Consider the following 20469-nt stretch of genomic DNA (forward strand, 5'->3'; position numbering starts at 1 on the left):
TAAAGGAGGCATTATATGTTTCAAATCGCCATCGACGGACCAAGCGCGTCAGGAAAAACAACAATTGGGTTGGCAGCAGCAAGAAAACTTGAATTTAATTTTTTGTCGACCGGACTTGTTTACCGTGCTATCGCTTATATCTACCACCATGACAAATTAACTTTATGTGAATTGTTATCGCAAATTGAAAAACGCATCATTTTGGGAAATAATCATGTTTTAATTGATGGAATCGATTTAGGAACAAAATTACAAACTGAACAAGTTTCTGCGTGAACAAGTAGCATCGCAACAAATCAAGCTATTCGCAAAATTGCCGTCAAAATGCAACAAGAGTTTGCCGCTAATAAAAATGTTATTATGGATGGTCGTGACATCTGTAGTGTTGTCTTACCAAATGCTCAAGTGAAAGTCTACATCGATGCAGATGTTAAAATTCGAGCTAAACGACGACTTGACCAATTAAATTTACCAGAAGATGAATTACCAAAAATTATTGCTGATTTAAAAACTCGTGATGAACGTGATTCACGGCGTGAAGTTGCTCCATTAAAAAAAGATATTAACGCTTATACTATTGACACTTCATACTTGACAATCAGTGAATGTGTAGATGCGATCGAAAAAATATATTTAGAAACTATTGAAAGAAAATAATGTTCACAGTCGCTATTGTCGGAAGACCAAATGTTGGAAAGTCAACACTTTTCAACCGCATTGCAAAACAAAAATTAGCCATCACTGATAACACTCCTGGAGTAACTCGTGATCGAATTTTTTGTGAAGCAGAATGATTAACTAAAAAATTTAAAATAATTGATACTGGTGGTCTCACTAACGAAAAAAACGCATTTCAAAAAAGTGTTGAAGAACAAATTAATTTTGCGATTGCCGAAGCTGATGTTATTTTGTTTTTGTGTTCATATCAAGATGGAATTAATGCTAATGACATTTATGCTGCTAAATTACTTAAAAAAGTCAAAGGAAAAATGGTATTGTTAGCAATCAACAAAACCGAAAATAGTCAACCTCATCTATTAGATTTTTCTAAATACTACGCACTAGGTTTTGGAAAACCTTTGCCTATTTCTAGTGAACACGGAATCGGAATCGGAGATCTATTAGACAAATTAGTAACCTTAGGTTTACAACATAAAACCCAACAAGATCCGATTAAATATGCTGCAACATTTAGTATCATCGGAAAACCAAATGTTGGAAAATCATCACTACTAAACCAATTGCTTGGTCATCAACGGGTCTTGGTGTCAGAAATCGCCGGAACTACTCGCGATGCTATTGACGCCGTTTTTAGATATCACAATGAATACTATAAAGTAATTGATACAGCAGGAATCCGTCGCAAGGGAAAAATAGATTCTAAAATCGAAAAATACTCACTAGCCCGAACTGAGTTAGCAATTTCTAGAAGCGAGTTCATTATTTTAATGATTGATGGATCCCAACCCATAACCGAGCAAGACGAGGTCATTGGTGGATTAGCATTTGCATCTAATTTACCCACGATTATAGCAATTAACAAATGGGATTTAGTTCAAAAAGATACTAATACAATGAATAAATTTACCCAAGTTATTAATTCTCGTTTTCAGTATTTGTCGTGAGCACCAATCATTTATTTAAGCGCTAAAGAAAACTCCCGAATTAACACTTTGTTTGAAACTATCAAAATGATTCAAAAACAAATCAATTTAAAAGTATCAACTTCGCTTTTGAACGATGTAATTACTCAAGCCCAAACCCAAAACCAGCCGCCGATATTTAATGGTGATCGTTTAAGAATAACCTACACCACTCAAGCCCAAGGACAAATCCCAACTTTTGTTTTATTTTGTAATGACCCAAAATATCTGCACTTTTCTTATGCCCGATATTTAGAAAAAAAAGTAAGAGAAGCGTTTGGATTTAAAAACACTCCTATCACTTTATACTTTAAATCCAAAAACGCCCGAAATCGCAATCTGGATGGTAGTGTTAAATTCAAACAGGAAGGATATAACGACGATATTACTGAGTCTTAGTTAATAAAGCCCTTAGTCTATTTTCGTAATTCTTTGGTTGTAATCCTTTACTAACTGCTAAAGCTTGAATTAAAATTTGAAACTCATCCCACAATAAATTTATTTTTTTAGTTTCATCAAAAGGTGCAGGTTCAAGCGCTTTTGTAGTCATTTCAATTTGCCTAATTAATTCGTTTTTCAGAAAAAAATCGTCGCCGTCTAAACGTTTATTAAAAAAAGAGACATCGTCGTAATCGTCATCGGCATAAACGATTTTGGAATCAATATAGCGATCAAACATTCGATTATAGTTTTCTTTCAAAACCGAAAAATCCAAAGATGATACTTCGGCTTTCAAAAAATCAGCAAATTGATGGATTAAGAAATTATTTATCATATTAAAATTTTAACATTTAACAATCAGGAAAATATGGAAAACCAAGAAATTATCTTTCATTTAGATTTGGATGCTTTTTTTGCAAGTGTTGAAGAAAACATCAATCCAAAATTAAGAAACCACCCAATCATTGTCGCCGGGAAAAGTAAAAGAACAGTCGTAGCTAGCGCTAATTACTTAGCACGTAAATTTAATATCAAAGCTGGCGAACCAGTTTTTATGGCTTTAAATAAATGTCCACAAGCAATTTTGGTTACTCCGCATTTTTCCCAATATTCAAAATATTCAAAAAAGTTTATGGATTTATTAAGTTCTGAATTTACACCATTAATAGAAATAGCCTCCATTGATGAATGTTTTTTAAATGCAACTAAATTAGCAACCAATTATGATGATGCTGTTAAACTTGCCAAAACTATTCAACAAACCGTTATGCAGCGATTACATTTAGGAGTTTCAATAGGAATTAGTGAAAACAAATTTCTTGCAAAAATGGCAACTGACATCAACAAACCATTAGGCATTACCAAAATGCTTATTAGTGATATTCAAACAATGTTGTGACCAATGAAAATCAAAGATATGTATGGCATTGGCAAAAGTACTCTAGCTTACTTAGAAAGTTTAAAAATCAAGACAATCGGCGATTTAGCAAACTTTCAAGAGCAAAATAAATTACAAACCTATTTTAAAAATACTTACTCTTCTGTAATTGGTAAAGCTTGGGGCCGTGGTTCAAATGTTGTTAATCCATTATCAAGTGATCCTAAAACCATTAGCGTATCAGAAACGTTAATAAGTGATAGTAACGACTTTTCAGAACTACAAGCGATCATCTCACGACTTGCCAATGAAATCTATTACCGGATGGTTCAATCTAAAATGAATACCACTACGGTTGGTATCACTCTAAAAAATAGTTCATTTGTTTCTTCTACAAAAAGTCACAAATACGACGAATACATCTATTCGAGCGGCGATTTAGTAACACGGTGCTTAAAGCTTTTTAATGATTTTTGAAAAGAAGATGCAATTCGTTTAGTCGGTATTAATTTGTCTAATCTAAAACATGTTGATGAAATAATGATTCCAATAAAATTGTTTTCTGATAAAAAAACTGCAAAACCTAAAGAAAATAAAAAAATCACCCAACTCCAAAAAGTAGTAAACCAAGTTAATAAAGAGTTAGGTGATCGAGTAATAGGATTTGGAAATGAATTAAAACTGAAAAAATCAAAATTCTAAATAAAATGGTGTGATTTTAGATAAGCGATTCCTTTCTGGTCGATAACGCGACCTCTAGCTGTTTTTCTAATTAATTGTATTTTTAATAAAAACGGTTCAAGTTTTGTTTCTAAAGTCATAATATCTATTCCAGTAATTAAACTAATTGATTTAGCTCCTAATGGAGTATTAACGTTGGCAGCTAGAACCTTTAAATAATTAATATCTTGCTGATTCAACCCTAAATCATAAATTTGCAATTGCTGTAAAATTTCATCGATAGAAATATTTTTATTAATTAGTTTATAGTCAGCTAATCTTTCAACTAAACGAATAGCAGTACGAGGAGTATAACGGCAACATGAAACTAAACAATCAACCTCTTTTTCATTCATTTTTAAATTAAGAGCAGTTAAATGTTTTTCAACTATCTTTTTAATTTCAGCAAATTCATAATAATCCAAATGGACCACAATTCCAAAACGTTCTTCTAGCGGATTAAGAATTCTTCCAAATTGAGTAGTTGCACCAACTAATGTAAAAGTCGGCAACTTCATTCTTGTCATTTTTGAATTAAATTCTTTTCCCATAACAATATCAATACTAAAGTCTTCCATTAAAGGAAACAAAATTTCCATAATATTTGGCGGCAAAGCGTGAATTTCATCAATAAACAAGACATCACCTTTGTTAATTATCGATAATGCATTTAATAAATCACTTGGCTTTTGAATGTGCGGTGCCTGTAGGATTTTAATTTTGACATTTAAGGTATTTGCCAAAATAATTGCAAGAGATGTTTTTCCAACCCCTGGAGGTCCATAAAACAATGTGTGTGTCAATTGCTGTTTTTTAAGAAGACTGGCTTGAATAAAAGTTTGCAATTGATTTTTAACGTTATCTTTCCCAACAAATTCAGAAAAACTTTTAGGCCGTGTGGTGTTCATTTTCTTGTTTCATCGCAATTAATTTGATGGCTTCAGAAACACAACACGAAACATCATCGTTTTCATTTATATCCATTCCAATTAAAGTATCATGAATTAAGTCGTCAGAATATCCTAAAGATTTCAAAGTGTCACTAATCTCATTGTAAGTTTGATTAAACATTGGCGAATCATAGTCTTTTGTCGTTCCAAAGAGTTCTTCATCTGTTTCATCAAAGTTATTGTCATCATCACTTTCAGTTTTTTTACCACTAAAATCATTATGGTCATTTTCTTCGTTCGCATGTCTTCTGAATGCTGAAGTCAACATTCAAGGTTTTCAATTATGGGACACTAAAGCATTAGCTACTTTAGAATTAATTCCGGGAAGTTCATTTAAGCCTTGAACATCATTGTTTTTAATTAGCGATTGGACCAGCATTAGATCGTTTTGTAAAATTGCCATCCCAGTTTTAGGGCCAATTCCTTGGCAACTAAGTAAATCTCTAAAAAAATTTAATTCTTCAATAGTTTCAAAACCATAAATTTCATTGTTGATAATATTATTCTTAGTCAGTTGTTGAATTTGTAAACAATTTACTCTTTGAGCTTTTTTATCATTCACAACGAATTTGGTATTCTCATGAATGTTGATTCAGTAAGATAAATGATTTACATCAATTAATAAGCGGGTCTTCCCAACGAATTTGATATATCCATACATATTTGCAAGCATCTTTTTTTCCTCCATTAAATAGAATGTCGAAAAAGCTCAAAATTTAAGAAAAAATTTTTAAATATTTTTTATTTTTCTGAAATTTTTCACTCTTTTGGAGATTATTAAAAAGTAATTTTACAGGTATATACACCCGCTCCTGAGCGCGATTTTTAAAAAATTTTATTTATCAAAAAAATAAAATTTTCAAAAGTTGACATCTGGAAATTTTTGTGATTTTATTGTATTGAGAAAGCTAAATAATACTTTTTTTAAAAAGAATTATTATCCACGAAAGGAAAATATAATGAAACAATTTGAAACCATAAAAAATTCTTGAAACGATATCAATTATCGTCAAAAAACCGCTCTAATTTTAAAAGAATATAAACGCTGTAAATTTCAATTAGAAAATCAAAAAGGTGTGTCTCAAATAATACCCGATTCACTAAAACACAAAACTTTAATTGCTAACCAAAATTATGTTAAAGCAGTTGAAAACGCAATGGGATGATTAGACGAAAATCATTGCCGTGTACTAACGCATTTTTGTAAGAAAAAACATCATACAAATGATCTTAATTATAGTCCAACTTGATATTACAAAACTTTAGACAAGGCATGTAAGGAATTTTATTTCTTTTTCTCATGTTAGTTACTCATAACTTAGCGTTGAATTATGACGAAATGAAACCACAAAGTGCTAGCTTGAACATGTGATCGCTTTCTCCCGTAAGTTCACAGCAATCAAAAACTTATTTTGAAGCAAAAATTCATTCCGTTAATGTTAAAACAACATCAACAACGATTAATTTCAAAATCGAAATATTAATCAACTCCAAAAATAATTTACCAACTAATATTTATTTAGCTGGTGTAGAAATTCCTGAATTTAGACAACAAGACTTGTTATTGAAACCTGCTGGATTTACCCATAACGAAGAAGGCTGGTTACCTTATGAACTTGATTTTGTAGTAGCTAAAAAAGACGTTTCGTATGGGAATGGAGATCTCCAATCAAAAAGCATTCCACTACGAATTAACTTCTACGCTAATCCTCGACTATTAGAATCAATTCAAAATCAATTAGAACCAAATGCCTTAAAATTTTGACTAGATAATATGTTTAATACGATCTTGTCATCGCAAATTCGTTTAGATGCGTATTTCCAAATCAGCACAAATCAAGGGACAACTCAACTCTATGATATTCTCCCGACCGATACGAATGCTGGTCACCTGTTTGATTTAACGTGAAATATGAACTATTATTTAAGAATGCAACGATTGGATCAAATCAACGAATTAATTCAATTGCGTTCAACTGTCCCTTTGCAAATAACTGACTTAACTATTAATTTTTATTATTTCATTGAAGGCAGTACGGGTTACAAAACATTAACCCTTGCTGATAATACGTGAAAAAATATAAATGCCAATGATACGCTTTCTGTGAAACTACCGACAAAAGTTTTATATGATACCAACACAAAAACTTTGTTTAAAGAAGATATCAATGGACATAATATCTTTTTGCCAAATGGTGGGCAAGGCTATTATGACATTGGTTTTAAAATTCAAATAGGTAGTACTTTTTACAACATTAATGCATCAAATAAGTTTAACTATATCAATGCTTTTGATAATCCAACAAGATTGGATTTTTTCAGTTTTGATTACAATCCAATAAATTCATTAAACGGATTCTTAAAGGCTTAGAAAATGACTCGTAAGTGAAGAAAAATTACGACCATCGGGATTAGTGCGACTTTACTAGGAAGCACTATTGCCTTAGGGATTTCAACTATCATGTTGACAAATAACAAAACCGAAGATCAAAAGCAAAGTTCTGATAATAAAAATAACAACCATAGCCCTGAAGATTTAATTAACGAAAAAGAAGAATACCCTGAAACATCGAAAGAGTTAAGAGAACGGATTTATCCATTTGGGGACGATCGTTCAACAAAATACATGTATGCTAACATTCATCGTTATCTGTTTACTCAACCCCAATGAGATGATTTGATTAATTATCGTAATATGATGCCAGATTATGAAAAAAGAAATGACCAATTCGTTATTAAACAAGATGTGTTTTTTAAAAATATTCGCCAATGAATCACCCAAGCAATTTACCAACACCCATTTTTCAAAACAAATAAAAAGCAGTTAATATTGGATTTAGATTATGACATCAATTCTCCTGCTAAACATATTCTGATGAATGTTTTGTGGTGATATGAAAATGATTATTCTTTTAACCATTTGCCGAAAAAATATTGAGACCAAATTAAAGTTGTTCTCGTAAATTAACATCAGCAAATATAGTATAATTATTGAGCCTTGATTCAATTTAGAAAAATTGGCGAAATTCTGGAGTAACAAAAATGACAGTATTAGATCATTTACGCGAAATCATTAAACAAGAACATTTAAAAACAAATCACCTTGATGAAAAAGCATTAGATGTTCCGTTTAAAGAATTAGGTTTGGATTCCTTGGATTTATTCCAAGTTATTGTCGCGCTAGAAAAACGGTTAAATGTGACACTAAACGATGAAGTATTAATGTCTTTAAAAACTGTAAATGATTTGATTAGCGCCATTCAAAAACTTGATCCAAAGCTTTAAGTCTTTTTCGCAAGATTCAAGATTAGTTATTTAACTTGAATAAAAATAAAATCCAATACTAACAATTGGGTTTTATATAGGGGTATAGTTCAATGGTAGAACAGCGGTCTTCAAAACCGCGTGTTGTGGGTTCGAGTCCTGCTACCCCTGCCATTAAAAACAAAATCATAACAATAAAAATACACAACCCTTAAATAAATTAAGCAAGTTGTGTATTTTGTTTATCTAAAATTAATTAACGACTTTATTTTGTAAATCGATTTTGTAATGCCTTAACTAATTTTTCTGGTTTAACGGGTCCAGATTGATCTCAAACTAATTTATTTTTATCATAAATCCGATAAGTTGGAACTACTTCTAAAGCTCATTTTTTTTCTCCATCTTGAGCTCACACATCCATTTCGTTTTCAACCTGAATTAAATAAGCATCTCCTTTTAATTTAGAACTTTCTAAATAGGCTTGGACTTCAGGAACATTTTCTTGACAGTAAGGACATCATGTAGCAAAAAAAATTCCTAAAATTGGCTTTGTTGCAGTTTGTAATTTTTTTTCAAAATCAGTTATTTCAATTTTCTTTAATTCCATAATGGCAACTCCATATTTCTTAAAAGTTTATATTGATTTTCAAAAAAATGTGGTTATTAGTCATTTTACGCAAGTTACGCAAGATCTTAATCAAATAAACAATAGAAAATAAATTTCTTTACAAACCAGTTAACATCATTAAATAAAATTAATGTTTTACCAAAATTATTTTTTACTTGATTTTGACATTGCTTTAATAACACTTGGTTTTAAAATGCCAACATATGGTAAATTTCGAAACAAACCCTGATAATCAAGGCCAAACCCAGTTAAAAATTTACTTGGTAAACTAAAACAAATGTAGTCGACTGGTACTTGTATAGTTCGACTCTTTGGTTTATCAATAAACGCAATCAATCTAACTGATTTAGCACCTCGGGCTTTTAAAATATCTAAAACCAATTTAATCGTATTTCCTGTATCAACAATATCTTCTACTAATAATACGTGTTTATCTTTGATATCAATCGCCAAGTCCATTACAATTTTTGGTGCTCCTATTGCCTTAGTTTGGCCTTGAAAAGAAGAAATAGTCATAAAATCTAAAAGTACATCTGATTTCACTTTGGTTATTAAACGACCCAAAAAAAGGAATACAACCTTTTAAAATTCCAACCATAACAAAAGTTTTATTTTCATAATGGTGATTAATTCATGCTGCTGCCCGTTCGCATCCTTCATTTACTTGTTCTTCTGTTAAAAGAATTTTTTCTAAGCGAAGGTCATAAATTTTTTCAACTTTTTGTTTTTGCATTTTACCAGTAGTTGGTTTATTAGCTTTGATCACTATCTCAACTCCTTATTTGATTTGAAAAAAGCATTTAATTTATGCACTAGCTAGAAGTCGCATTTTATATTTATATTTAATCATAATAATTACAACTAATAATTTGAAAAAAATTAAAAAAAATTATTCAAAAATATTACGGATTTGAACAAGTAAATTGCAAATTTGCGATTCATACCCTGCGAATGATTGACTGTTAGAAATAAGATAAGCGCCATATTGTTCAATAATCAAAACTAATGAATTATTGAAATGTTGATTTAATTCTTGGAATAATCCAACTACTCTAATTATTGCACTTTTATTTTTGTAAGAATCCAATCACGAAGGATTATTACACCACACTTTGTTAGATTCAACCATCTGAAGAATATCTTCTGACTTATACAAATTATCAAAAATTAATCGTTCGTTACGCGAAGATACAATCAAACGACAATATATATTAGAATTGAAGTAAAGATGACACAAGTGTTTTTGTTCTGCCATTTCATAAAATCGTTCAAATGGAACAGCCAAAATTTTAGCACCAACATGAACGCCAATAACGGTTACTTGGTCTATTAAAACCTCTGATCAAAATGATCGAAGTTCATAACAATTATATTTGACATCATTGCTTCAAGCTTCTTGTTTTAGTTGCCTAAATCACGACGGTCTTTTTGGTTCAAAATTTCCAGTGTATCAGATATTTTTAATATCAAAAAAACGGTTTGGGGTATATGAATAATCAATTTTATCTTGGCCATTAACGTCTATTAATAACCCTTGAATATTATTAGCTATATTGTAATTTGCATTAGGGCGATATCATTCACGACTAAAAATCGGCGATAATAATGGAACCTGAAGCATTTGGAATATTTTTTCAAAATAATCGTGAACTAATTTTTTTAATCGATTTGTTACTGTTGGTAAATCAACATCAACGCTTCGTTCAAGAATGTTAACACTATCGATTGTTCGGAACATATTTAAAATGTTATTGATATCTGGATTCTTATTAAAAACCATTAATGCGTTTTCGTCTTTACAAAAATTATGAATAATGCCATTTCGCAGTTTATATCATTTCATAAATTCTTCTTGCGAATTAATACTAAAGACTTCTTTGACACGTTGCTTTTGCTCAACTTCAGAAATTTTTGTACCTCACGTATGAGCGTTAAAATGTTTTTCAAAATCAGGGTTCTCAAAATTGATACTTGATTTATCTCGTTTTTGGTCAGTATCGACTTTAAAGGATAGACCCGGTCCAAAATTAGTTATAAAAAATAAGCGGTTTTCATAATCAATAAACGGAGTCATTTCTTGGTGATAACCAACTAACGTTTCATATCGTAAAACACGTCTAGTTTGCATTCTTCCGTTAACCATAACTGTTTCAGTAGTTCAATAAGGAAAAGTAGCAGAAGTTTGAGTTGTTACGTTTCGATAATTCAAATATTTAATCAAGACATCATAAAATGGATTGTTTCGATAAAGACCTACAAGCCCTGATTCAAAATCCACAATGTTTGGATCTTTCAGAATTTCAAATAATTGTTTCTTGGGAAGCAATTCAGAAATTCTAATACCAAATTGTGAAAAAACATATTCGTAAATATCCCTTAATTGAAAAGTCGAAAACGCTGCACGTAACATTTCAAAACGACTAAAAGTAGCTTCTTTAATAAGTTGCTCAGCATTCTTTTTAAAACTATTAAATTCTTTAATTGCCCTTCGAGCTTTTTGAAATGGTTTTCAAAATGCAAATCCAATTAATACAAAAAATAAAATGAAAATAACAGCACGACGCCATTTCATTTGAATAATTTTCAATTCTTTTTTCTTGAGAACAATTGCTTCTTCTTGATGTTTAATTTGTTGAGTTTGTTTTTGAATTGCTTCTTGATTAGCGTTATTGTCAACAAACTCATTTTGAATAAATTCGTCAATAACATTGTCTAAATGATTACTTACGTGGTTGTAAAACCCATCTACTGGACTATTAATAATCCGTTCGAAGTCTAAATTAAACTTACTTTTTTTCAACTCTATTTGTTGATTACTTGAGTTTTCTTGTTGGTGTTCTTGAATTTTTTGGTTGATAACATCTCGAAGAGGGTCAGGAATTATTTTATTCATAATTAATTACTTTATTGTTGTTTTAAATGGAAAATTTTAGATACTTTAATTTTTTTGAATTTTGCAAAATTAATCATAACTAGTTTTGTTTTGTCATCTTCACAATAGCAAAACTGAGCGATTTTAGGTTTTCTGTAGCCATAAATACTAAAAAATATGAGTAATATATCTTTTATCTATTCTAAATATTATATAATATTAGATTACGATAATGTTCTTACATAAAAAGCAAAGATATGAAAAAAACAACAACCTTTAAATCATTAGGAAAAAATGAAGTTTCTTCCAAAAGTAAAACTGTAAAAGAAATCAAAAAAGATTCTTTAAAAAAATCTGCAAAAGCCCCAAAAATTATTGCAGTTAACCAACCGGTTATTAAACAAACAAAAAATAATCAAAAAAATAATAAGTTGAAAGTTAGTATCCCATCTACTCCATCTAAAAAGGATACATCAAAAAAAACAGCTGGATCAACCAAACTAGTTCTTAAAAAAGAATCACAAACTACTAAAAAGCCTTTAAAACAAGTTCGTGTTAAAAAAGAAAAACCACAAGTAGTGCAAAAGCCTAATAAACCTACTCCACAAAAAAAAGTTCAACCAGTAACTAAAACCATTTCCGAAAATGAAATTGCTAAAAATTTAAAAGCGAAAAAGCCAACTAAATTATTAGAAGCACCCCGAAAAGAAATCAGCGTTAATTTAACTGTTCGAACTAATACGCCAGTTAAAGAACTACCACAATCTGAAACTAACGCTAATACCGTAGTTGTTGAAAAAAAACGCCGAGGTCGCAAGGCAAAACATCCACCTAATGATGAAAGAAATGAAATCATTTTTAGTGACGTTGTTGAAGCTCTTACAAAGGCAAAACATTTAGATAAAGAAGTTGATAATGTTTTACAAACGCTTTTAAATAAGGCAAATTTAAAACACCGAAAAAATCCAAGTTTATCTAATGAAGAAATCATCAAGAATATCAAAAAACATGAATTTAATGACAAAGAAGAAGAACACATTCTCGATGAACTAAGAGATCGTGGCGTTCGTTTAGAACGGGACGTTGAAGAAAGATTAGCTGAATTTAGAAAAAATCAAGACTTAAGTGAAATTGATGAAAACATTCAAGAACTTTCAATCAAAGGAACTACAACTAGAGATAAAGTTGATGACAACGTTAGAGCAATTTTAGGAACTTTAGGAGCTTCTAAAATGCTTGAATACAATGATGAATTAAGAATTGCCAAATTATTGGGTAGCAATGATGAAGAAACTCGTCAGTACGCTTATCACCAATTGGTAACCTCTAATTTACGTTTAGTAACTTCCATCGCTAAACGACACTTAAGCCGTGGGTTGGATTTCGTTGATTTGATTCAAGAAGGAACTATTGGTTTAATTAAAGCAATTAGTAAATTTAACTATAAATTAGGAAATAAATTCTCAACATATGCTACTTGATGAATTCGACAAGCAATTACTAGAGCTATAGCAGATCAAGCCCGAACCATTCGGATTCCGGTTCATATGGTTGAAACGTTAAACAAACTTAGTAAGGTGGAAAGATCTTTAACTCAAAAGTTAGGTCGAGAACCAACAAATGAAGAAATCGCCGAAGAAATGGGTGGTCAAGCTAGTGGGTTTACACCTAAAAAAATAGTAGAAATCCGAAAATTAAACATTGATCCTGTTTCTCTAGATAAACCAGTTGGTCATGACGAAGAATCACAATTTGTTGATTTTGTAAAAGATCAAGATATGGATCGCCCTGATGAGTATTCTGAAAAGAAAATTGTAGTAGAACATATTAATGAGCTTTTCAATAATGCTTTATCAAAAAAAGAAGAACAAATTATACGTATGCGTTTTGGCTTAGCACCCTTTAATGGTCCAATGACATTAGAAGAAGTTGGTAACAAATTTAAAGTTACAAGAGAACGCATTCGTCAAATCGAAGCTAAAGCATTGCGGAAATTAAAACATCCTTCAAAAAACACTAAGCTCCGCTCATTCTTAAAAAATGACGAAAAAAATTAATCATTTAATTTCATTTATCAAAAAGCCTGCAAATTTAGTGATCGACGTTGGTTGTGATCATGGATATTTATCGTTAGCGTTGTTGCAAATGCAACACGCTAATTTTATTGTTAATATCGACAATAAACATGATCCGTTAAAAAGTGCAATTAACAATTTAATCCAACATAATTTCCTTAATAAAACAGCCAATATCATTAATGAAGGATTATCTAATTTGCCATCACAATTGAATCCTGATTATGTTGTTATTGCCGGAATGGGGACATTTAACATTATCACCATTTTGCAAGACAATCCTATCCAGAAAGTTGGTCATTTTATCTTGCAACCCGAAGGACATCTTGATGAACTCAGAAAATGACTCTTTAAAAATAACTATCTCATTGAAAATGAAAAAATTATTGAGGTTGATAATCGTTTTTACACAATCATTTTATGTACTAAAAATCTAGATGAGAAGATAGTAACTTTTAAAGATGAAGATATCTATCTAGGTCCAATTTTAAAGCATCAAAAAGACAATAAACTATTTAATAAATATTTAAAATTAGAAATAACAAAATTAAAAAAAATTGCACAAAGATACTGAACAAATAACACATATGTTAAAAAATGTATCATCGAAAGGTTTCTAAATGAATCTCAAAATTAAAACAGTAATCGAAGAATTACTTAAACTTTATCCATTGCAAAAGCAAACCGTTTGAGATGCAAGCGGAATAATTAATAAATCATTTCAAAATCAAACGCTTCAAAAAATTTTAATCTGTGCCGATTTAAATAATTCAAGTTTGCAAAAAGCTATTGAAAACAAAGCAAACTTAATCATTTCACATCATCCGCTTTCATTGGATCTTAAAAAAGACAAGGACTTATTCATTAAAAGGACCTTACTCGAGCTAAAAAAACATCATATTGTTTTATGTGTTCTTCACACGAATTTTGACCTGTCTAAAAATGGTTTAATTGAAAGTTTCTGCTACAGTTTAAATTATCATAAATGATCAGTTTGCAACTTTGACAAAGGCTTATTCAGTATTGCAGTTAATGATCATTTACAAAATTTTTGTAATGCATTGAAAGAACACGAATTTATTGATTACATAAAAATGAATGAATTGTTCTATATAAAAAACCCACTTATAAAAAGAGTTTTATTCGGTTTAGGATCATATTATTCTGCTGCTATAGAATATCCACAAAAGATTAAAAAATATGATTTATTTGTAACCGGTGATCTCAAGTGAAGCAGCTGAGTCCATGCAGAAAATCATATGATTAATGTAATTGATATTGGTCACAAAATTGAGGCAGTTTTTATTTCACAAATCAGACTTCAATTGAAAAAGATATTTAAAGCAACAATCGACAGCAAAATTCTTTATAATCTACCAATACTAAAAATGAAAGTGATTTAGAAATAATATGAATTTTGCAGTAGCTGTTTTTTTATTAGTATTTTTAGGAATAGTAATAGGATATCTCATTGGATCGGTTATGTTTGCAGACATTATCGGATATTTCTTACGTAAAAACCCGCGCTATCACGGGAGCCGTAACCCTGGAACAACAAATTCAATTAGGGTTTTTGGAATGAAATATGGGGTAATTGTTGGCTTATTAGATATTGTCAAAGGATTATTGCCATTTCTAATTACACTCGCCATCTATCGCTTTTGACTTCAAAATTATCTCGGTTCCAATTTAAATTCATTTCCCACTAATCGCATTTATTTTTTAACTTATTTATCTTCATTTGCATCAATCATTGGACATATTTGACCGGTATTTTTTAAATTTAAAGGTGGTAAAGCCGTTGCTACAACTGTTGGTTTATTGCTTTCGACATCAGTTTGATGATTCGTAATTATTGCTATCGTTTGATGAGCAATAGCACTTAAAACTAAATACGTTTCATTAGCTTCATTAATTTCATTCGCCATTTTTCCTATTTTAAATTTAATTCCTTGACTTGGTTATATGCACTGATTTAATTTAGGCTCACTAACATATTTAACTTATCAAACAGATTGACCTACAATTGTTTTCTTTGAAGTGATGATTTTAGGACTTACTGCTTTAGTTTTCTGATTACACCGTGGGAACATTCAACGTTTACGAACTGGCACAGAACGAAAAGTAACTCAAAAAATAAAAGGATAAAAATGGCTGTTAAAAGAAAAACCAAAAAAGAAATCGAAGCTGAAATTCTAGACGTTTTAGATAATGTTCGTTTTTACATTCAAAAAGATGGCGGCGATTTACGGTTTTTAAAATTTGAGAATGGAATTGTCCATATTCAAATTTTAGGTTCGTGCGTTGGGTGTGCGTTAATCGACATGACTTATAAAGAAGGCGTTGAAACTATTTTACAAGATGAAATTAAAGAAGTTAAAGGCGTAAATATTGTTGAACCAGAATATACAATAAATCAAAATATGGAATCTAACATCCTAGCTGCTAAAAGAATCTCTCCATTTAAAAAGAACACTTCTAAAAAATAAAAGTTTATTTTTTACTTTTCTTATCCCTTTGTTTAATTAGAGAAATTATGAAATAAATAATAATTGAAACTAATACTGCTGCCAAAGCGGTGGTAATACCTACAACTATTTCGTTTGTTGTTGTAAGACCAGCGTTAATGTCGTTTACTGTCAAAATTGTAAACACCATTCCGAAAAAATTAATAAAACCAATAATAGATGCAACAACAAACGCATAAACCATTGTCCGTCGTTCTTTATCTTTTTTATTCAAAGAATCATTTTGTTTAAGACGATTAGTTAACGCATCAATAGATTTTTTTAAATCACTAATACTATCAATTTTTTTTACAATTTCGCGAATTTCCGGAAGCCCGTAAAAATCGTCATATCAGTCAAATGACAAATGCTCTAGCGCTCTAATTTTATCTCGATAAAATTGCGGAGTTTTTTGCAAATTTTCATTATTAAAATCGTGTTCAATATCGTTGCGGATTCACAATTTTGATTGAGCATAAATTTCGGCTCAAAAATAATTTTTGAAAATATCTACTTGTTCATTTTTTAAAAGTAAAACTGCTGGAGCATTTGATATGTAGGTTACATAGTTATTATTAATTTCAGCTCGTGAGTTCTCAATTTTAGTTTTAAATGACTCTGAAACATTAGTATTTAAACGGTTCTTTTCTAATACGTTCAATAATTGATCAAAACCAATGAAAAAACTTGAATACAAATCCATTCCAAACAGTTCAGGAGACGTTGTGAGCAAATATATCAGACGGCTATTCATGTCCTCTGTAATTAACTTTTTCGAAGATACAAATGGTGTATTATCGCTGACTTGAACATCATAAATTGGTAACGGTTGAGCAAACGACTCATATTCGATTGTAGCTTGATGCTCGGATATCACACTGAAAACATCTTCAAACGATTTCAACTTTGTTAAGTCTTGTTTTTTAGTAATGTCATCACGAAAATAACTCGATTTTAAAAACCGACCTAATTCAAAAAAATCTTGTTCAGGATTTTGATTTGGATCTTCTTTAATTTGAGATGGTTTATCTAAAATGTTTAAAATAAGTTCAGGTTTTTCGTTTCGGAAGTAAATTTTGAGTTCTTCGTATAAAGATAGCGAAATCATTGCTGTTATCAAAATAGAAAAGAATAAACCATCTGTCTTTTCTTGTTTTGCTTCATCAGATAAAGTGGGCTTAAAATTAAGATATTTTCGCTTGATTAATTCGGTTCAGTTGGCCTTTAAATCATTAGCAGTTACATTTTTGAAATCAATGCCTAAATTATTTTTTTTAGAGATTATTTTAGGCTGGCTTTTCTTGCTAATTTTTTGTGAAGAAAGTGGTTCATATTCACTAATTAAGTCCAAAATGTTATTTAAAGAAAGCGGATACAATTGTTTAACAATATAGTGACGAATTAAACTTGTTAAATAAATTTCACTTACAACTGATTCAAATGGTAAATCTTCGCTTGTTTGATTGACTAAGGTTAAAGCAAACCCACCTGACAAGATTTTCGTATCTTCATCCAAGTAAAAAGATAATCGAAGCGATTTAATATAATCAAACAAATATGAAGTTGGATTGATATCAACAACAAAGTTAAATCTCCGTTCAGATTGGTTATCAGAAACTAATTCAATTTCTTTATCTTCTTCTAATAAACGAATATATAAAGGTTCTTTAAATTTATCATAACTTTGGACTTTAAAAATATCATTATTAATACTTCCTGTCTTTGAAGCAATTTTTTTAAGTGCTAAATTCAACATTAATAAAACTTTTTCATTCTTTGCTAAATTATCAATTTCAATAAATTTTTCTAATTCATCTTCAACTAAGTTTTTCTTAATTTTTGGCAAGACTTTACTTACAAATTTTTTATTTGGGTGATTGTTCAAACTAATAAAAAATTTGTCGTTTACATCATCGATATAAAAAGGATAAACATTTCTAATTTTGATATTCTTTATTTTTTTAGCACTCATAATAACTGCTCCTTTCTATTTCTTCTTATTTCCGTGTCGTTTTTCAAGAAAGCGCGAGATAGCTGCATAAGCCAGCAGACAAATCAAAACAAAAGCTAAAACTGCCCCTATAGCAATAATAACCATGTTTCTGGGATCACGAAGACTGCCATCAATATTTTCTGGTTGAACAGTCAAGATCGTAAAGACGGCTGTAAAAAAATCTAATATTCCAAAAACTGCTGCTGCTAAGACTCCAATCGTCAAGTATTTCCGCTCTTTGGATTTACCATAACGCTGGTCATCATTATTTAACTTGTGTAAAAAGTTTTTTGAAGAATTTTTAAAGGCAATTGAGGAATCAATTTTTTCTACAATTTTTTTAATCTCCACTAGCCCATAAAAATTATGACTATCATCATATTGTAATGCGTTTAGTTCATTTAAATACGATCTTAAACGACTTGGTGCATTTTCTTTATATTGCTTTGTTAACGACTCTATCTCATATAATCGTCACATTCGATTTTGACTAAAAATAATTGCCCAAATATAATTATCAGCTAATTTTAAGTTGGGGTCTTTAACGTATTCGTCTTCATCTTTTAATGAGATGTTTTTATTCAAATTAACTGGATTATCATTTTTCACAATCAAAAACGATAAAGCGTTATTAATGAAAGTAATGTAATCATAATTTCTTTCGCAAACTAAACTATTAGCTTTATGCTTAACATCATAATCGATTTCAAAATCAGTAAAATCAATCTTTTCAAAAAGGTTTAGAACTTCAGCATATGTTGAAAAATTACTATTAGTAACTTCTAACCCAAACAATTGCGGATACATAGTTAACAAAAATAAGAGTTTAAAATTCTTATCATTTTGAAACAAGTCGTCGTTATCATCAAAAAAAGGTGTTTCTGAACGGCGAATGATTTCATACGAAGGAACAGAAGTTCATAGAGATTGTTCTTCGTATTTAGCAACATTTGTAATTACTTCAATCGCGTCATCAGCTGTTTCAATATCATCTAAATCAATATCAGAAAAATAGATATATTTATTTTTGACATATTTAAATAAATTGGCAAAATCCCGGTTTGAATCAGTTATTTCACGAACGTTACCACTTTTTAAATGATCATCAAGTAAAGAAATGAATAAGGCTGGATCTTTGCTTTTAAAATAGGCTTTTAAATCTTCATAAATAATCAACATAATAATTTGACTTACAAATAAAGAATTAAATAAATTATCACTATAATCTTGAGTAAATGCTAATTGATTATTGGAATCAATAAGCTTTCGGCCGATATAATTGTTTCAATTCTTTTTCATTTTACTCTCAATTGAAACTTTATTATTTTCAATTTTGATTTTTAAATCATCAAATAAATGAATCATGTTCATCATTGAATTTTTCTTAACTTCGTTTTCAAAAAAGAAGCGACACATACTGTTGATAAAAACTTTTTTTGTAACATCATTAAAGTTGGCATTATTTTTTAAATAATTCCCTCAGTTTAAAGTCATGGACCCTGAAACCATCTTATTACGTTCATCTAAATAAAAACTAATTTGAAATTGTTCTACATAGTCACTTAAGTAAGATTCGGGGTTAACATCAATTCCATATGTATAACGTCTTTGAGCAACATTATCACCCAAAATTTTTAAATCATTTACTTCTTCTTTTTTAATTGTATAAATCGGTTCATTTACTTCATCACGTCGAGTTTCAACAAACAAGTTAACGTCTTTAGAACCAACTATTGAAGATATTTTTTTTACAGAATGGTTAATTATTTTAAGCAAGGTTTCAAATGAATTAACTTTTTGGATTTCAAGTATTTCATTCAAATATTCATCCTCATTATCCACTTTGTCTTGAACAGACGAAAGCAAGCCCTTATACAAAGCTTTATTTTGATATTGACGAAAGTCAGATTCAAAAAAAATCTTGTTAGGATTCTGGATATAGAATGGATGAAGGTTACGAAGTTTTAACGTATGAATAAAGTCTAATTTATTTTCCATTGTAATCTCATTTAAACGGCCTTATTATTCTATATTAAATATAGAATAAACATTCTTTAATTAACTTAGTAAAAAAATTAAGCATCTTTATTATTTATTTAAGATTACAAATCAGAAAAAAAATTATCAAAAACTTTTCCTAATGTGCTTACGCAAAGGAAGTAATGATTTAAGTGTGTTAATGTCTAGATTTCTTTGAAACCATTGACATCGTGTTATTAAAAGTATACTAAAAAACGGAAACGCTTTCGCAATTTTCCGTTTTTATCATTATTTAAACGCGCAAATCTTTGACTCTTGGTCAAGATTGAACAATAAATTAAGTGTTTGTATTTATTCTGGTTGCAAATCTATATCAAATAGAATTTCGAGTTGCTGAATTATACTTTGCCAATTACGAACTTTCATTTGCCTATCGTCGCGTTCGTAATTCATGATGCCTAAATAAACAATTTTTAGAATTGCTTTATTATTAACAAAACTAGATTTGGTTTTGGTTAC

At 29.9% G+C, this 20469-nt stretch carries 21 protein-coding genes and 1 tRNA gene; 13 read left to right on the forward strand and 9 right to left on the reverse strand.

Annotated features, from left to right (window positions below):
* Window positions 1-15 precede the first annotated feature (15 nt).
* Both cmk and der read left to right on the forward strand, forming a co-directional pair.
* Window positions 16-657, forward strand: coding sequence for a (d)CMP kinase (cmk, locus tag T384_RS0104105; RefSeq protein WP_027119952.1), 642 nt, complete (start codon window positions 16-18; stop codon window positions 655-657).
* Window positions 657-2042: a ribosome biogenesis GTPase Der gene (gene der / locus T384_RS0104110; RefSeq protein WP_027119953.1), complete on the forward strand. Its 1386-nt coding sequence runs from the start codon at window positions 657-659 to the stop codon at window positions 2040-2042. The genes cmk and der overlap by 1 nt, the downstream gene beginning before the upstream one ends.
* Here der and T384_RS0104115 read toward each other — a convergent pair.
* A complete protein-coding gene (locus tag T384_RS0104115; protein ID WP_027119954.1) occupies window positions 2029-2418 on the reverse strand; it encodes an MG296/MPN423 family protein in 390 nt (129 codons plus the stop codon). The two genes, der and T384_RS0104115, sit on opposite strands and share 14 nt — an antisense overlap.
* A 33-nt stretch (window positions 2419-2451) precedes the next feature.
* Between T384_RS0104115 and T384_RS0104120 the strand changes: the two genes are divergently transcribed.
* A complete protein-coding gene (locus T384_RS0104120; RefSeq protein ID WP_027119955.1) occupies window positions 2452-3663 on the forward strand; it encodes a Y-family DNA polymerase in 1212 nt (403 codons plus the stop codon).
* On the opposite strand, the gene ruvB is transcribed toward T384_RS0104120, so the two are convergent.
* Both ruvB and ruvA read right to left on the reverse strand, forming a co-directional pair.
* On the reverse strand, window positions 3660-4589 hold the full coding sequence (gene ruvB / locus T384_RS0104125) for a Holliday junction branch migration DNA helicase RuvB (RefSeq protein ID WP_027119956.1): 930 nt from the start codon (window positions 4587-4589) through the stop codon (window positions 3660-3662). The two genes, T384_RS0104120 and ruvB, sit on opposite strands and share 4 nt — an antisense overlap.
* A complete protein-coding gene (gene ruvA / locus T384_RS0104130; protein WP_027119957.1) occupies window positions 4570-5304 on the reverse strand; it encodes a Holliday junction branch migration protein RuvA in 735 nt (244 codons plus the stop codon). Before ruvA ends, ruvB begins: the two co-directional genes overlap by 20 nt.
* Window positions 5305-5590: 286 nt before the next feature.
* Here ruvA and T384_RS0104135 point away from each other — a divergent pair, with 286 nt between their 5' ends.
* The 5 genes from T384_RS0104135 (at window position 5591) to T384_RS0104155 (ending at window position 8069) form a co-directional block, all read left to right on the forward strand.
* Window positions 5591-5938, forward strand: coding sequence for an MG284/MPN403 family protein (locus T384_RS0104135; protein WP_027119958.1), 348 nt, complete (start codon window positions 5591-5593; stop codon window positions 5936-5938).
* Between the two features lie 32 nt (window positions 5939-5970).
* Window positions 5971-7002 carry a DUF5443 family protein gene (locus tag T384_RS0104140; RefSeq protein ID WP_156933134.1) on the forward strand — a complete coding sequence of 344 codons (1032 nt, stop codon included), beginning with the start codon at window positions 5971-5973 and terminating at the stop codon, window positions 7000-7002.
* 3 nt (window positions 7003-7005) lie between these two features.
* On the forward strand, window positions 7006-7599 hold the full coding sequence (locus tag T384_RS0104145) for a DUF5452 domain-containing protein (protein ID WP_027119960.1): 594 nt from the start codon (window positions 7006-7008) through the stop codon (window positions 7597-7599).
* Window positions 7600-7673: 74 nt separating this feature from the next.
* Complete coding sequence (locus T384_RS0104150; RefSeq protein WP_027119961.1) at window positions 7674-7916, forward strand: phosphopantetheine-binding protein; 243 nt, start codon at window positions 7674-7676, stop codon at window positions 7914-7916.
* A gap of 78 nt (window positions 7917-7994) precedes the next feature.
* Window positions 7995-8069 (forward strand) — tRNA-Trp (locus T384_RS0104155).
* Between the two features lie 91 nt (window positions 8070-8160).
* On the opposite strand, the gene T384_RS0104160 is transcribed toward T384_RS0104155, so the two are convergent.
* From T384_RS0104160 to T384_RS0104170, 4 genes are all read right to left on the reverse strand, one after another.
* Window positions 8161-8502: a thioredoxin family protein gene (locus T384_RS0104160; protein WP_027119962.1), complete on the reverse strand. Its 342-nt coding sequence runs from the start codon at window positions 8500-8502 to the stop codon at window positions 8161-8163.
* A gap of 165 nt (window positions 8503-8667) precedes the next feature.
* Window positions 8668-9039, reverse strand: a complete 372-nt coding sequence (locus T384_RS07655) for a phosphoribosyltransferase (protein ID WP_245595159.1) — start codon at window positions 9037-9039, stop codon at window positions 8668-8670.
* Window positions 9008-9289 carry a type I phosphoribosyltransferase gene (locus tag T384_RS07660; protein WP_245595160.1) on the reverse strand — a complete coding sequence of 94 codons (282 nt, stop codon included), beginning with the start codon at window positions 9287-9289 and terminating at the stop codon, window positions 9008-9010. Before T384_RS07660 ends, T384_RS07655 begins: the two co-directional genes overlap by 32 nt.
* A 123-nt stretch (window positions 9290-9412) precedes the next feature.
* Window positions 9413-11416 (reverse strand): hypothetical protein, encoded by a 2004-nt coding sequence (locus T384_RS0104170; protein ID WP_027119963.1) that lies wholly within the window; start codon window positions 11414-11416, stop codon window positions 9413-9415.
* Between the two features lie 518 nt (window positions 11417-11934).
* Here T384_RS0104170 and T384_RS0104180 point away from each other — a divergent pair.
* Genes T384_RS0104180 through T384_RS06530 form a run of 5 tightly spaced genes read left to right on the forward strand, consistent with a single transcriptional unit; the run spans window position 11935 to window position 15959 of the window.
* Window positions 11935-13452, forward strand: coding sequence for an RNA polymerase sigma factor (locus T384_RS0104180; protein WP_408631978.1), 1518 nt, complete (start codon window positions 11935-11937; stop codon window positions 13450-13452).
* Window positions 13436-14107 carry a tRNA (adenine(22)-N(1))-methyltransferase gene (locus tag T384_RS06525; protein WP_052663533.1) on the forward strand — a complete coding sequence of 224 codons (672 nt, stop codon included), beginning with the start codon at window positions 13436-13438 and terminating at the stop codon, window positions 14105-14107. The genes T384_RS0104180 and T384_RS06525 overlap by 17 nt, the downstream gene beginning before the upstream one ends.
* Window positions 14091-14873, forward strand: a complete 783-nt coding sequence (locus T384_RS0104190; RefSeq protein ID WP_027119964.1) for a Nif3-like dinuclear metal center hexameric protein — start codon at window positions 14091-14093, stop codon at window positions 14871-14873. The genes T384_RS06525 and T384_RS0104190 overlap by 17 nt, the downstream gene beginning before the upstream one ends.
* Before the next feature lie 7 nt (window positions 14874-14880).
* Entirely contained in the window at window positions 14881-15618 is a 738-nt protein-coding gene (plsY, locus tag T384_RS0104195) for a glycerol-3-phosphate 1-O-acyltransferase PlsY (RefSeq protein ID WP_027119965.1), read from the forward strand.
* Window positions 15619-15620: 2 nt separating this feature from the next.
* Entirely contained in the window at window positions 15621-15959 is a 339-nt protein-coding gene (locus tag T384_RS06530) for a NifU family protein (protein WP_052663535.1), read from the forward strand.
* A 4-nt stretch (window positions 15960-15963) separates the two neighbouring features.
* On the opposite strand, the gene T384_RS0104205 is transcribed toward T384_RS06530, so the two are convergent.
* Together T384_RS0104205 and T384_RS0104210 are read right to left on the reverse strand one after the other, a co-directional pair.
* Window positions 15964-17949, reverse strand: a complete 1986-nt coding sequence (locus T384_RS0104205) for an MPN338 family protein (protein WP_036499163.1) — start codon at window positions 17947-17949, stop codon at window positions 15964-15966.
* A 15-nt stretch (window positions 17950-17964) separates the two neighbouring features.
* Entirely contained in the window at window positions 17965-19968 is a 2004-nt protein-coding gene (locus T384_RS0104210; protein ID WP_027119967.1) for an MPN337 family protein, read from the reverse strand.
* Window positions 19969-20469: the final 501 nt, after the last annotated feature.

The sequence above is a fragment of the Mycoplasma testudinis ATCC 43263 genome, from assembly GCF_000687795.1.
Classification (GTDB): Bacteria; Bacillota_I; Bacilli_A; order Mycoplasmatales; family Mycoplasmoidaceae; genus Mycoplasmoides; species Mycoplasmoides testudinis.